The following is a 13366-nucleotide window of genomic DNA, read 5'->3' on the forward strand; positions in this document are numbered from 1 at the left end:
ACGACCGATAGACAGATCCTGCCGCCGGCCTGCACGATCCTGTCAACATTGCCCGGATCAAGCCGGGCAGCCTGGCGCTCTCACCAGCCGAATGCTTGGCTCAGGACATGGACCCCCTCAACGAGCTTCAGATGCTGATCGTGCGGCACGCCGGCGCCGGCGGACAGCAGAAGAAGCAGATCCTGGACGGCGTTTCCATCACCTGCGTAGACGAAGCGACGCTCCCGGTCGCCGTGATGTCGGAGCCGTCCCTTGCGATCATCGGTCAGGGCGTCAAGCGCACGGTGCTGAACGGCACGCCATACGACTACCGTGCCGGCCAGTATCTCGTCGTGTCCGTCGACCTCCCGGTGACCGGCCAGGCCCTCAAGGCCAGCTCGGACGAGCCGTTCGTCTGTTTCAGCATGGCGCTGAAACCAACGGCGATCGCGCCGTTGCTGCTTGAGATGACCAACAGCGCGAAACCGCCCGCCTTCACCGGCCTCGCAGTCAGCGCGGCGACCCCTGAGCTGCTCGATCCGATCGTTCGACTGCTTCGCCTCGTCGACCGCCCCGACGACCTCCGCGTGCTCGCACCCGGATTCGAGAGGGAGATCCTCTGGCGTCTCATCACCGGCGATCAGGGCGCCCTCGTCCGTCAGATCGGTCTCGCCGACGGCAGCCTCGCGCACATCTCCCGCACGATCCGCTGGATCCGTCAGCACTACAACGAGCCCCTGCTCATCGCGGACCTCGCCGACCTGTCCGGCATGAGCGCCTCGTCCTTCCACCGCCACTTCCGCTCCGCGACATCGATGACGCCGATCCAGTTCCAGAAGCAGATTCGCCTCCAGGAGGCGCGCGCCCTCCTCATGACCCGACCGGCGGACGTCGCAGAAATCGGCTATCTCGTCGGCTACGAGAGCCCGTCCCAGTTCAGTCGCGAATACCGCAAGACGTTCGGGACGCCCCCGGGCCGAGACAGTGCGCGACTCAGGGGTCGCGTTTCGAATTCCTTCGGGGGTTGAGCGTGTGGTCGGGCCCGCAGCTGGGAACGCCACGGCACAGCTGTTCCAAGGAGGTTCACCCGCCCCCGTCACAGCTCGTCGTAGATGTCCGCCAGCCGCCCCAGCACATCGCTCGCCGCCGCCAACTCCGCCACCCCGTGGTGCGCCAGCGCCCCCTGTAGCGCCGTGGCCAGGGCCGTCTGCCGCTCCTCATGCCGGCGGCGGCCGGTCTCGGTCAGGCTGACCAGGACCGAGCGCTTGTCCTCCGGCGGGCGCTCGCGCGTCACGTACCCGGCCGCGACGAGCCCGTTGACCAGCTGAGTGGCGGCGGCGCCCGTGGTCTCGGTGCCGGCGGCGAGTTGACTGATCGTCAGCGGGCCCTGGTCGGCGAGGACCCGCAGGGCGCGGGCGTGGGTGAGGGAGAGTGCGCCGACGGTGCGGGTGGCCCGGCCGCGCAGGCGGGAGTCGGCGGCGCTGAGACGGTAGGCGGCGCGGGCGAGCTGGTCGAGGGCCTGCTCCCGGGCGGAGCTCGGTGCGGGTTCGGTCATGGCGAGGACTCCCAGGTCGACAGGTGCCGTTTGACAAGGAATCTAGCTTGAGTACTTAATAGCTAAGTACTTACTCACTAAGTACTTAGGCAACCAGGAAGGACCACCCCATGACCATCCGTTCGACCGGCCAGAGCTGGGCCCTGGACATCGCACTCGCCCAGGGCGGCTTCGACGCCCTGCACCCCCAGGCCAAGGGCACCCTGGAGCAGCTGGGCCACGACCACACCGACTTCGACAAGGTCTTCGACCTGGTGCAGAGCGGCGTGATGCTGCCCAAGGCGTGGGCCACCGTGGCCGGACAGGCCGAGGAGCGCGCCGCCCACCACGAGCGCGGCGGCTTCGCGCAGACCGCCGCCGACCTGTACGTGCGGGCCTCCGTGATGTGGGGCCGCGCCCAGTACTCGATCTTCGACGCCACCGACCCCCGCAAGCTCGCCTTCCGCGAGCACGCCAACCACTGCGTGGAGCGGCTGGGCGCGCTGCGCGAGGGCCGGGTGCGCCGGGTCGTCCTCGACTTCGAGGGCCAGCAGATCTTCGCCCTGCTGCACCTGCCGGCCGGCCAGGTCGGCAACGCCCCCGCGGTGATCCTCGGCCCCGGGATGGACATGATCAAGGAGGACTACATCTACGCGGCCGAGCGCTACTACACCTCGCGCGGCATCGTGGCCCTGTCCATCGAGGGCCCGGGCCAGGGCGAGAGCCGGGCGAACGGGCTCACCGTCGACCTCACCAACTACGAGCGCGCGATCAGCCGTTACATCGACCACCTGGCCTCGCTGCCGGAGGTCGACGCAGAGCGGATCGGCATGTTCGGCATCTCGATGAGCGGCTACTGGGGCTCGCGCGCCGCCGCCACCGACCCCCGCCTGGCCGCACTGGCCGCCTTCGAGGCCGTCACCGGCGACTTCACCACCATCTTCGAGCGCGCCCAGCCCACCTTCAAGAACAACTACATGTTCATGGCCGGCTACACCGACGAGGACGCCTTCGACCGCGAGCTGGTCGCCCGCATGCCGCTGGGCGACCTGGTCCAGGAGATCACCTGCCCGGTCCTCTACGGCATCGGCGAGTTCGACGAACTCACCGTGCTGGAGCAGGCCATGGCCAACTACGAGCGAGTCCGCGCCCCCAAGGAGATGCGCGTCTACGAGAACGAGTTCCACCCGCTGGGCGGCGCCGCCGCCGAGGTCTTCCGGTTCGGCGCCGAGTGGGTCGAGCGCGCCCTGAACGGCGAGCTCGCCGAGCCGGGCCGCGACGTGCGCCACTACGTCCACAGCGACGGCCGCACCACCGACGGCACCGCCAACCCCACCTGGTGGCTGGGCACCGAGCCCACCCAGATCACCGACGCCCGCCGGGCCTGAGGCACCCAACTCCCGTGCGTGGACCGGGTCAGCCTCCGCCGGAGCGACTGTCGGCGCCGTTCGCTACGGTGAGCGGATGACCGAACTTGAACAGAGCATCGAGCGCATCACCCCGCGCCGGTTCCAGCTGACCCCCGGCGTCGAGGACTGGCGCGTGCTGGGCGACGGGGCGTGCGCGTACTTCCGCACCGGTTCGTTCGCGGCCGGCGCCCGGCTGGTGCAGGCGATCAGCGAGCTGGCCGGGCTGGCGGAGCGTCACCCCGACGTCGACCTGCGGTTCGAGGGCGTGACGGTGCGGCTGGTCACCTGCACGCCCGAGCACTACGGGCTCGGCACCCGGGAGGTCGAGCTGGCCCGGCAGATCTCGGCGGCGGCGCGCGCGTTGGGGCTGGCCGCCGACCCGTCGGCGCTGCAGTGCGTCCAGGTGACCGTCGACGCGCTGGTCCTCGAGGACGTGGTGCCGTTCTGGCGTGCCCTGCTCGGCTACGAGTTCCGCGGCAGCAGCCCCGAGGACCTGGTCGACCCGCGGTGGCGCAACGGGCCGTGGTACTTCCAGCAGATGGACGAGCCACGCCCGCAGCGCAACCGGCTCCACGTCGACGTCTGGCTGCCGCAGGACCAGGCCGAGGCACGGATCGCGGCCGCCATCGCCGCCGGTGGCCGCCTGGTCTCCGCCGAGTCCGCGCCGTCCTTCTGGGTGCTCGCCGACCCCGAGGGCAACGAGGCGTGCGTGGGCACCTGCGGCTGGACCGGGCCCGAGCCCGCCGGCTTCGCCGAGGCGTAGCCGCCCAACTAAAGACCAGTCAGCCCGGATCGCCCGCCGATCCGGGCTGAGTCGTCTTCCGCCGATCACGGCTCTCCAAGGCCTTGCTTGCTTGAGCAGGTCCGCCTACAGTTTTGCTCAGGCAAGCAAGAAACAGCTTGAGCAAGCTAGGAGCGGGGCAGAGATGGGCCGAACCTTCACCGAGTCCGCGCGGCGGGCCCAGATCGTGCAGGGTGCGATCGAGGCGCTCGCGGAGGTGGGGTACGCGAAGACCTCGTTCGCCAAGATCGCGAAGCAGGCGGGGCTGAGCAGCACCGGGATGATCTCGTACCACTTCGCGGGCAAGGACGACCTGATGCGCGAGGTCGCCGGCGAGGTGATGCGGGTGTCGCAGGCCTACATGCTGCCCCGGATCGAGCAGGCCGAGGGATTTCGCGGCCGGCTGCGGGCGTACATCGAGTCCAACATCGAACTGCTCGCCGTCTACCCCAAGCACCTGGCAGCCCTGCTGGAGGTGCTGCCCAACATGCGCGGGGACGACCCGTCCTGGGCCGGGTACCACGAGTCGATGCGCTCGGTGATGGACGTCCTGCAGCAGCGGATGGCACAGGCGCAGGCGCTCGGCGAGTTCCGCGAGTTCGACACCTGGGTGATGATCACCGCGGTGCGCGGCGCCATCGACGCCGTGGTGACCCGCTGGCACACCGAACCGGATCTCGATGTGGCCCGGCTGGCAACCGAGTTGGCGGACCTCTTCGACCGGGCGACCCGGCGGGAGCCGTGATGGACGACACCGACCCGGCGCCCGGGGCGACAGCACACACCGATCAATCAGCAGGGGGAGAGACAGTCATGGGGAACCTCGTCGAGCACCCGGCACCGACGGCCGCGGCAGCACCTACGCCCGCGACAACGACGACGACCGCGACCGCGACCGCGGCGGCGACCGCGCAGGCGCCCGACACCGCCTGGGTCAAGGCCCGGGCCGCCGCCGGCCGCCGGCAGCTGATCCAGTCGCTGGCCTTCGAACTGGCGCTACCGCTTGGCGGTTACTACCTGCTGGCCGGCCTGGGCATGAGCCAGTGGGCGGCCCTGGTGATCAGCGGTCTGCTGGTGGCGCCCTGGCTGGTGTACGGGATGGTCAGGCGCGGCCGGGTCGAGGTGATGCCGGTCTTCACCCTGGTGCTGCTCACGGCCGGCGCGCTGATGTCGCTGGTCACCGGCAGCCCGCGGGTGCTGCTGATCCGGGACAGCTGGTTCTTCGGGGTGATCGGCCTCTGGGTGCTGGGCACCCTGGCGACCCGGCGGCCGTTCATGCTCACCGCCGCACGCTCCATCGTCGCTGCGAAGATCGGTGAGGCGGGCGCCCAGGCGTGGCTGGACCGCTGGGACACCGAGCCGACGTTCCGGCACCAGATCCGACTGCTCACGGCGGTCTGGGGCGCCGGCTTCCTGCTGGACGCCGGGATCCGGGTGCTGTTCGCCTGCACCCTGCCGATCGGGGCGGTGCCACTGGTCAACTCGCTGCAGTGGCTGGTGGTCCTGGGCGGGCTGTTCGGCTTCCACTTCTGGTACGTCACCCGCAACGGGCTGAAGGTCTGACAGATCGGCCACCCACTCACCCACCGCACGCAATCGATCACATGTCAACAAACTCACGCACGAGGACTGTTGACATGTCGTATGTGCAATTACACTCCCACAGACGGCAGCGATAGCCTCCCCAGCTCGTCACCGCTGCCGCCACGGTGGGCCCGCGCCTCGGCATCCGCCGAGGCGCTTGTGCTTTTCTGTTCGCTCCCCCGCGTCCCCCGCCTCCCCCACTTCCACGCGCCCTTCTGGAGCCGCACCCATGCGCGTAAGACCACGACGCACCACCCGCCTGCCCAGCCTGCTGCTGACGCTGGCCCTCGCCACCCCCGGCCTCGGCGCCCTGGCCCTCACCACCGCACCCCCGGCCGCCGCGCTCGGCAACGGCAATGCCCTCACGCCGCCGATGGGCTGGAACGCCTGGAACAGCCTGGGCACCGGCGTCAACGAGCAGTCGGTGCTCGACACCATCGACTTCATGTCGGCCAACGGCCTGGTGACGGCCGGCTACAACACCGTCACCATCGACGACGGCTGGTCGCTCTCCCACCGCAGCAACCAGAGCACTGACCTGGTGAAGAACTCCTACGGCGCCATGCAGTTGTACGACAACAACGGCAACCCCGTGCTCGGCACCGACGGCACCGGCAACGACCCGACCTCGGGCGACCTGGTCCCCGACCCGAACAACTTCCCATCACAGGTGGTCAACGGGCAGACCCTGAACGGGATCCAGTACGTCGCCTGGTACGCGCACAGCAAGGGCATGAAGTTCGGCCTGTACGCCACCGACACCTACACCACCTGCCAGGGCCACCCCGGGAGCCTGGGCCACGAGAGCACCGACGCCACCGACTTCGTCTCCTGGGGCGTCGACTACGTCAAGTACGACGACTGTCCCTACGGCCCGCCGATCACCGGTCCGGACGGCCACAACTACGGCACCCAGGGCGAGGGCAAGGAACTCACCGAGTCCATGTACGCCCGGGTGCAGACCTTCCAGAAGGCGCTGGACTCGGCCTCCGCCGCCCAGGGCAGGCCGAAGGTCACCCTGAGCGTCTCCGCGCAGCCCGTCCACTCCGGCCTGCCCTACCTGCTGAACGCCAACGACCCGGCGCGCACCGACCCGGTCATCCTGGCCGCCGGCACCCCGCAGTACGACGCCCCCGGCTACTCGCCCACCGGTGTCTGGTGCGGACAGGTCGCCAACCTCTGCCGGATCGGCGGCGACCGCGACAGCGAGCTGAACGGCGTGCTCTACCAGGGCCAGTTGCAGACCGCGCTGCAGTACCCGGGCAACGTCCGTCCGGGCAGCTGGAACGACATGGACATGATGTTCACCGGCTGGAACGACGTCTACGGCGACTACGGCGTCGACGACACCTGCACCTGCCACAAGCCGTTCACCGACGACGAGTCGCGCACCGAGACCTCGATCCTCTCGATGATGGCGGCCCCGCTGATCTCCGGCGCCGATCTGCGCACCGCCGCGCAGTCCCAGCACACCGACCAGAGCGGCAACACCTGGTCCACCGGCATCAACGCCGACTCGCTGGCGATCCTGAAGAACCCCGGCATGATCGCCATCGACCAGGACAGCCTCGCCAAGCCCGCCACCCTGGTCGGCAGCCCGCCCACCTCCTCGACCGCCCCGGTCGTCCTGAAGCGCCAACTGGCCAACGGCGACACCGCCGTGCTGCTGGTCAACCAGGATCCGAACAACAGCCAGACCGTCTCCACCAGCCTCAGCGCGCTCGGCCTGACCGGCGCCGGCTACTCCTACCAGGAGCTGTGGACCGGCGCCACCGGCGACTTCACCAGCACCAGCACCATCGGCAACGTCCTCGCCCCGCACGCCGTCGCGTACTACCGCCTGACCCCGCTGCCGACCACCGCCCCCGCCGCGATCGTCGGTGACGGCAAATACCACGCGATCAGCCCCGCCGGCACCGGCGGCCAGGCCCTGGAGGTCGCCGGCACCTGCAGCTCCGCCGTGGGCGGCAGCGCCGACATCAACACCTGGTGGAGCACCCATACCTCCGAGCAGTGGACCTTCACCACCAACCCCGACGGCACGGTTCGGATCAGCGACAACTGCGCCACCGGCACCCAGGTCCACACCGTCCTCGCCGCCGGCACCGGCGCGGGCAACAGCGCCTACCTGCTCAACTACTCCCCCGGCAACCCCTGGCAGGAATGGCGGGCGCAGCAGAACACCAGCACCGGCGCGCTGACCATCACCAACGTCGGCAACGGCCTGACCCTGGACACCTCCGGCACCACGGCCGGCGCCACCGTGGTGACCAACTCCCCCAACGCCAGCGCCGCCGGGCAGGCGTGGACCACGCTCTCCTGACCGGCCGAGCGGCTCACCGCAGGACCTGCGGCGCCCGGCCGGTCGCCGGGCGCCACAGGTCCATGGGACTACTGATCAAGGACGTTGACACGACGTCAGTCGAGCCGCGCCTCGAACGCCAACTCCCTTGCCAGCTCGTCGACCCGGTGCTCCGCCAGCCCCCGGGAGACGAACCAGGCACCCACGTTGCGCACGTCGCGCTCCAGGAAGGAGCGGCCGCGCGGGTTGGCGATGACGTCGACGATCTGCGGGACGTCGATGATCACCAGGCGGCCCTGGTGCACCAGGATGTTGTAGGCGGACAGGTCGCCGTGCGCGTAGCCGTCCCGGGCGAGCACCGCCAGGCTGGCGCCGAGCTGGTCCCAGAGATCGTCCACATCGCTCTCCTCGGCACGTAGTTGGGCCAGGCGCGGGGCGGCGGCGCCGGTCGGGTCACCGATGAACTCCATCAGGATCTCGGTGCCGAGGATCTGCACGGGGTAGGGCACGGCCACGCCCGCCGACCAGAGCCGGGAGAGCGCGGTGAACTCGGCGGCGGCCCACTGACCGGCGATGGCCTGCTTGCCGAAGTCGGACCGCTTGGCCATCGCACGGCTGACCCGGGACTCCTTGTGGGCGCGGCCCTCCAGGTAGCCGGAGTCCCGGTGGAACATCCGGTGCTGGCCGTCGCGGTACCGCTTGGCGGCCATCAGGGTGCGGCGTCCGGTCTCCGGCACGGCGCGCTCCAGCAGGAAGACGTCGGCCTCCTTGCCGGTCTTGACGATGCCGAACTCGGTGTCGACGGCCGCCAGTTCGGTCACCACCCAGTCGGGGCGCGGCTCGGGCCCCTTCTCGGTCGGGGTGGACTGGTCCCAGGTGGACCAGCGGTCGCCCGTCGGCGGGCCGTCGGGGGCGTGGGAGTCGGTGGGATGGTCCTGCTGATCGTCCTGGTCGTCCGGGGCGCCCTGGTAGGCCTCGAAGTACGGCTCGTAGGCCTCGAAGTCATGGTCCGGATTGCGGCGGCCGGCGCCCTTGCCGCCCTTGGAACGGATGCGGGTGAAGGACTCTTGATCGGCGAAGCTGTCACGCACTGCGGTGATCTCCTGCGGATGGGCCCACCGGAGGGTGCGTCAGCGCACGTGTCGTCAGCCGGTAGGCAGGTGGTGAGAGGGGGCGTAGGGCGCGCAGGCGAAGGCGCGCCGCGTCACGGCGGCAGTCATCGAAAGGCACCTCCCCTCTCACCTGTTGCAGGAACGCCAGAATGCTATCGGCTGCCGGTCGGCGCGCAACTGATTTATCGGCCGGGCGAGGGCCGGGACTACGTCCAGGCGAACCGGTACGCCCGATAGGTGTTCACGCCCGCGGGGAACTCGGCATTGAAGACCAGCTCACCGGACCGGTCGAACTCCGAGATGTAGGGCAGCGATCCCCAGCCGACCACCTGGCCACCGTCGCGCAGCGGCTGCGCGTTGCCCTGCGAGGAGGCGCTGAGCCCCGCCGGCTGGTCGACGGAGCGGACCAGAGTCGCCTGGTGCGTACGGAAGTCGAGGCGCACGGTGACCACCCGGCTGTACGGCAGCTCGCTGATCGCTCCGCTCCCGGTGTTCGCCACGCCCGCGGACTCGTTGTCGAAGAGGGTGTAGAGCCCGTTCCCCAGCGGCTGCGGGTCGTGCTGCCAGGAGAAGAGCTGCCCGGCACTGTTCAGCACCTGGCCGGGCGCCGCCGCGACCTTGAACGAGCTTTCCTTGCCGCCGAGTTGCCAGCGGATCTGCCCGGTGTGCCGCGAAACCTCGTACGTGGTCCAGGTGTTGCGCGCGTCGACCAGCAGGCTCCCGTTGCCGTCCAGCTTGACGGCGTTGAGGTGGAACCAGTCCCACGGCGTGCTCGCCGAGGCCGGCAGCGGCTGCTCGCTCTCTGCGTACGGCACGTGATCAGCGCTGTTCCACTGGAACAGCACCTTTCCGGTGCGGATGTCGACCTCCTGCACGATCCCGTCGATCACCTTCTGGTCGGCCGGGCCGCCGATGGCGGTGAGGTCGGCGGTGGCCTCGGTGTAGGAGATGACCAGCGCCGTGTTCTGCGGGGTGATCAGGAACTCGTGGCCGTCGGCGGCGTAGCCGTTCCCGGCCTTGACCTCGCCGATCTTCTGGTAGCGGTCGTTGTAGATGACGTCGACGCCGTCCGAGAGCCCGCCGAGGCCGCTGCCCTGCCACCAGGTCAGCACCGGCTTGCCGTGGTACGTCTGCTTGCGGAAGTCGGCGGCCGACTGGCCGGCGGGCAGCGGGTGCGACCAGAGGACGTTCTTGCCGTTCGGGCTCAGGATCTCCACGCCGCTGGCGTACCGGCTCGACTGGGAGGAGGGTGCGAGGAAGAGATCGCCGCCGGTGTCGGTGGTCCGGTCGGTCAGCACGGTCAGCGGCGGCAACGGGAGCGGCAGGCCGGCCGTCGGCGCCGCCGAGGCGCCGGTCGTGGCGAGGGTGCCGACGATCGCCGTGGTCGCGGCCAGGGCGAGGGCACGGCGGGTCAGGGTGTTCGTTCGCATGGTGATCCTTCTGGCAGCCCGAACGGGCGGAGGGCGGAAGATGTCCGGAGGCACGCACAACTCATCGCCAGTCATGGCGAGTTGCGGATGCGGGAAGCCTGCTGGCAGGCCAGCGGAGGTCGCGACGCGCAGCGCTACCGGCGGATGACGTCAGCCGGTCAGGCGCAGCGGGACTGTCGCGAGGTGAGGACGCTCAACAGGAGCGACAGGCAGCGGAACAGACCCGAAGCAGGTCGATGTGACCTCGGGTCGTCAGGAAGATGGAGTGCTGCCGCATGCCGGGGAAGCTAGCCGCACCGCCTACCGAGCGTCAATGCCCGTCCGCATGATGGGCCGCGTGCCGAGCCGCGAGCACGCGGTCCACACCGCTGCGCGAGCGGGTGTCTGGGGTGCACGCGTGACCACCAGTGTCGGCGCCTCGTTCAGGTCGGTGTGCGGCGGGGTGGTTCTCGGACGGAATCGGCGAAGGGAGCAGACGACATGACGGAGCCTCTGGTGGATCTGGCGGGCAGGTCCTGCCTGGTGACCGGTGCGGCGAGCGGGATCGGGCGGGCGACGGTCGAGCTGCTGGCGCGGCTCGGGGCCCGGGTGGTGGCTGCCGACGTCAACGCGGACGGGCTGTTCCGACTGACCGATCGCTTGCTCGGTGAGGGAGAAGTCGCCGCTGTGGTCGGCGATGTGACGGTTCCTCAGGACGTTCAGCGGATGGTGGAGGAGGCCGTCAGGCGTTACGGAGAGCTGGACGTCGCGGTGGCCAACGCCGGGGTGCTGCCGCTCTCCGACGTGCTGGAGACCAGCCCCGAGGAGTGGGACAGGGTGATGGCGGTCGACGGCAAGGGCATGTTCCTGACCTGCAAGTACGCGATCGAGGCGATGCTGCCGCACGGCGGGGCGATCGTCTGCGTCTCGTCCGTCTCCGGTCTGGCCGGCCAGGCTCGCCAAGCCGCGTACGGTCCGGCCAAGTTCGTCGCCTCCGGGTTGACGATGCACCTGGCGGTCGAGTGGGCGCACCGCGGCATCCGGGTCAACGCGGTGGCGCCGGGCACCATCACCACCGAACGGGTCCAGGCGCTCCAGAACGAACCCGGTGGACCGGAGTACCTCGACGAGATGGCCCGGGCGCACCCCATCGGGCGACTCGGGGAGCCGGCGGAGGTGGCCAGGGCGATCGCGTTCCTGGCCTCGGACGCCGCCTCGTTCATCACCGGCACGGTACTCCCGGTGGACGGCGGATACCTGGCGCGCTGAGTCCTGCGGATCGCCCACGCCGGCGGCTCGGGCTGCGCCGGTTCGAGCAGGCCTCGCACGGCTGATCCGGACCCCGCCCTTCCGCGTGCGGCCCGCGTTCGCCAGACTGACGGCCGTGTCTCAGAAAAACGTAGCCTGGCCCCCGCACGTGGTGCGGCGGCTCGCCCGGATAGCCGCGCTCGCTCCCCTGCTGATGGTGGGGATCGGGGTGCTCGGCACCAGCCCGGACTGGTTCATCGCGGCGCTGTTCCTCGGTGCGCTGACCGTGGTCCTCGCGATCGCGGTACTGATGGCGAACGCGACGAAGGGGTGGGTGTTCTTCGCCGGGCTGCTCATCGGTCTGGCCGTCACGTTCGGCTCCGGGCTGGTCTTCCAGGCCTGGCTGATGCAGAGCCACGGGGAACGCACCGAGGTGCTGATCACCTCGGTGTACCACACCAGGGGCAAGACCGGCCCGATCTACCACTGCAAGCTGAAGCGCACCGACGGCAAGCCGCTGGCCCACGCCGAGATCATCGGCATGGGCTGCAACGGCACACAGGACGCGGGCACCACCGAGGACCTGCTGGTGGACCCGAGCGGCTGGCTGGACCCGCAGCCCGTCGACACCGACTTCAGCTCCCTCCCCGTCGGCATCGCGAGCGTCGGCGTCGCGATCGGCCTCTGGGAGCTGACCGTCTGGCAGACCCGCCGGGTCGGCCTGCGCGAGGCCGCGGCGAACCCGAAGGCGCCCGGCGGGCCGAGCGGGGCCAGGCCGAGCGCCGACAATCGGAGCAAGAAGAAGCGCAAGCGCCGCTAGGGCCGCGTCTTGTCGACCGGCTCCGTCCCGTCCCGCCTCGGCCCCGTCCCGCCTCCAGCCCCGTCCCGAACCCTGGTTCCGATCTTCAGGAGACCCCCGCCGTGACCGGCACGTACTACATCATGCCCGACCAGGAGAGCGGCGCCGCCTGGACGTTCGGCCCGGAGCAGCTCAGCCGGACCGTCGCCGGTCACTGGCCCGGCTCGAGGGTGTCCGGTCCGGCCGGTGAGGTCGACGTCCACGACCTCACCGTCCGGGTGGCAGGGGAGGAGGTCGCGCTCGACTACTGGCCGGCCGAGCAGTTCTTCGCCTTCCGCGACCAGGATCCGCTGGAACTGCCCTTCCGCATCGCCTACACCATCCTGCTCGAACTCGCGGCCGGCAGCCGGGTCATCTGGGTGGCCGACTTCGACGCCACGCCCCACCCCGTCGAGCTGTCCCAGGGGCTGGCCCACGCACTGTCGCGCTCCCCAGGGTGACCAGCAGGCCGGGCTCCTGGACCAGCGAGCCGGGCTTCTGAATGACGGTGGCGCACCTTCACTGCCGCAGCAGCCGATCCGCCGCCTCCTGCCAGGCCCCCGTCACCGCCTCGCGCAGCACCGCGCCGCTCTCGGGGATGCCGCCCACCGCCCGCACGGGGGCGCCCAGGTGGACGTGGTAGCCGGGGCGGCGCAGCGGGGCGGTGAGCACGCCCGCGAGTTGCTTGGTGGCGCTGCCGGAGCTGAGCCGGCGGGCGCCCGCCTGGCCGAGCGGGACCACGGGGGCGCCGGTGGCGAGGGCGAGCCGGGCCAGGCCGCTGCGGAAGGTGCCGGGGGCCGCCTCCCCGGAGTCGCGGCGGCGGGGCAGGCCGCCCTCGCCGTAGATCAGCACGCAGCGGCCGTCGGCGAGTGCGGCGGTGGCACCGTCCAGCGCCTGGGCCGCGTGCTCGGTGCCGCGGTGGACGGGGATGTGTCCCTCGCGGGTGAGCGCGCGGCCCAGGCCCGGTATCCGCCAGAGGCCGGCGGTGGCCAGCACGACCGGGCGGGCGCCGAGCCGGTGGAGGGCGGCCAGCACGATCGCCGGGTCGGCGAGCGAGGTGTGGTTGGCGGCGATGATGCTGCCGGGGGCGGGTTCGGCGCCGGTCTCCGAGCTGATGGTCAGCGCGCCGAAGAGGGGGACGAGGGTGGTGGCGAGGCGGCTGAGCATGGC

Annotated in this window: 13 protein-coding genes; 9 read left to right on the forward strand and 4 right to left on the reverse strand. The window is 70.5% G+C overall.

Going from position 1 to position 13366, the window contains the following annotated elements:
- The first annotated feature begins 107 nt into the window (after positions 1 to 107).
- On the forward strand, positions 108 to 1007 hold the full coding sequence (locus tag P3T41_RS13950; RefSeq protein WP_280690122.1) for an AraC family transcriptional regulator: 900 nt from the start codon (positions 108 to 110) through the stop codon (positions 1005 to 1007).
- A gap of 68 nt (positions 1008 to 1075) precedes the next feature.
- Here the strand turns inward: P3T41_RS13950 and P3T41_RS13955 are convergent, their stop codons facing one another.
- On the reverse strand, positions 1076 to 1534 hold the full coding sequence (locus tag P3T41_RS13955; RefSeq protein WP_280690123.1) for a MarR family transcriptional regulator: 459 nt from the start codon (positions 1532 to 1534) through the stop codon (positions 1076 to 1078).
- A gap of 110 nt (positions 1535 to 1644) precedes the next feature.
- Between P3T41_RS13955 and P3T41_RS13960 the strand changes: the two genes are divergently transcribed.
- From P3T41_RS13960 to P3T41_RS13980, 5 genes are all read left to right on the forward strand, one after another.
- The gene (locus tag P3T41_RS13960; protein ID WP_280690124.1) at positions 1645 to 2901 is read left to right on the forward strand and encodes an alpha/beta hydrolase; all 1257 of its coding nucleotides are present in this window, start codon (positions 1645 to 1647) and stop codon (positions 2899 to 2901) included.
- A gap of 76 nt (positions 2902 to 2977) precedes the next feature.
- On the forward strand, positions 2978 to 3685 hold the full coding sequence (locus tag P3T41_RS13965; protein ID WP_280690125.1) for a VOC family protein: 708 nt from the start codon (positions 2978 to 2980) through the stop codon (positions 3683 to 3685).
- A 163-nt stretch (positions 3686 to 3848) separates the two neighbouring features.
- Entirely contained in the window at positions 3849 to 4448 is a 600-nt protein-coding gene (locus P3T41_RS13970) for a TetR/AcrR family transcriptional regulator (protein ID WP_280690126.1), read from the forward strand.
- A 68-nt stretch (positions 4449 to 4516) separates the two neighbouring features.
- Positions 4517 to 5266 (forward strand): VC0807 family protein, encoded by a 750-nt coding sequence (locus P3T41_RS13975; protein WP_280690127.1) that lies wholly within the window; start codon positions 4517 to 4519, stop codon positions 5264 to 5266.
- 250 nt (positions 5267 to 5516) lie between these two features.
- Positions 5517 to 7610, forward strand: a complete 2094-nt coding sequence (locus P3T41_RS13980; protein WP_280690128.1) for an alpha-galactosidase — start codon at positions 5517 to 5519, stop codon at positions 7608 to 7610.
- A 95-nt stretch (positions 7611 to 7705) separates the two neighbouring features.
- On the opposite strand, the gene P3T41_RS13985 is transcribed toward P3T41_RS13980, so the two are convergent.
- Positions 7706 to 8680: an RIO1 family regulatory kinase/ATPase gene (locus P3T41_RS13985; RefSeq protein WP_280690129.1), complete on the reverse strand. Its 975-nt coding sequence runs from the start codon at positions 8678 to 8680 to the stop codon at positions 7706 to 7708.
- 227 nt (positions 8681 to 8907) lie between these two features.
- A complete protein-coding gene (locus P3T41_RS13990) occupies positions 8908 to 10131 on the reverse strand; it encodes an arylsulfotransferase family protein (RefSeq protein WP_280690130.1) in 1224 nt (407 codons plus the stop codon).
- A 480-nt stretch (positions 10132 to 10611) separates the two neighbouring features.
- Between P3T41_RS13990 and P3T41_RS13995 the strand changes: the two genes are divergently transcribed.
- The 3 genes from P3T41_RS13995 to P3T41_RS14005 all read left to right on the forward strand — a co-directional run bounded on the left by P3T41_RS13995 (position 10612) and on the right by P3T41_RS14005 (position 12657).
- The gene (locus tag P3T41_RS13995) at positions 10612 to 11379 is read left to right on the forward strand and encodes an SDR family NAD(P)-dependent oxidoreductase (RefSeq protein WP_280690131.1); all 768 of its coding nucleotides are present in this window, start codon (positions 10612 to 10614) and stop codon (positions 11377 to 11379) included.
- A gap of 115 nt (positions 11380 to 11494) precedes the next feature.
- A complete protein-coding gene (locus tag P3T41_RS14000) occupies positions 11495 to 12178 on the forward strand; it encodes a hypothetical protein (protein WP_280690132.1) in 684 nt (227 codons plus the stop codon).
- Between the two features lie 101 nt (positions 12179 to 12279).
- A complete protein-coding gene (locus P3T41_RS14005) occupies positions 12280 to 12657 on the forward strand; it encodes a hypothetical protein (protein ID WP_280690133.1) in 378 nt (125 codons plus the stop codon).
- Between the two features lie 58 nt (positions 12658 to 12715).
- On the opposite strand, the gene P3T41_RS14010 is transcribed toward P3T41_RS14005, so the two are convergent.
- Positions 12716 to 13363, reverse strand: coding sequence for a lysophospholipid acyltransferase family protein (locus P3T41_RS14010; protein WP_280690134.1), 648 nt, complete (start codon positions 13361 to 13363; stop codon positions 12716 to 12718).
- Positions 13364 to 13366: the final 3 nt, after the last annotated feature.

Origin of the sequence: Kitasatospora sp. GAS204B (genome assembly GCF_029892155.1) — a bacterium.
Lineage (GTDB): Bacteria > Actinomycetota > Actinomycetes > Streptomycetales > Streptomycetaceae > Kitasatospora.

Coding starts and splice junctions, on each gene's coding strand:
- P3T41_RS13975 (WP_280690127.1), top strand. CDS start 4,517: ATGGGGAACCTCGTCGAGCACCCGGCACCGACGGCCGCGGCAGCACCT.
- P3T41_RS13990 (WP_280690130.1), bottom strand. CDS start 10,131: ATGCGAACGAACACCCTGACCCGCCGTGCCCTCGCCCTGGCCGCGACC.
- P3T41_RS13955 (WP_280690123.1), bottom strand. CDS start 1,534: ATGACCGAACCCGCACCGAGCTCCGCCCGGGAGCAGGCCCTCGACCAG.
- P3T41_RS14010 (WP_280690134.1), bottom strand. CDS start 13,363: ATGCTCAGCCGCCTCGCCACCACCCTCGTCCCCCTCTTCGGCGCGCTG.
- P3T41_RS13995 (WP_280690131.1), top strand. CDS start 10,612: ATGACGGAGCCTCTGGTGGATCTGGCGGGCAGGTCCTGCCTGGTGACC.
- P3T41_RS13970 (WP_280690126.1), top strand. CDS start 3,849: ATGGGCCGAACCTTCACCGAGTCCGCGCGGCGGGCCCAGATCGTGCAG.
- P3T41_RS13960 (WP_280690124.1), top strand. CDS start 1,645: ATGACCATCCGTTCGACCGGCCAGAGCTGGGCCCTGGACATCGCACTC.
- P3T41_RS13965 (WP_280690125.1), top strand. CDS start 2,978: ATGACCGAACTTGAACAGAGCATCGAGCGCATCACCCCGCGCCGGTTC.
- P3T41_RS13950 (WP_280690122.1), top strand. CDS start 108: ATGGACCCCCTCAACGAGCTTCAGATGCTGATCGTGCGGCACGCCGGC.
- P3T41_RS13980 (WP_280690128.1), top strand. CDS start 5,517: ATGCGCGTAAGACCACGACGCACCACCCGCCTGCCCAGCCTGCTGCTG.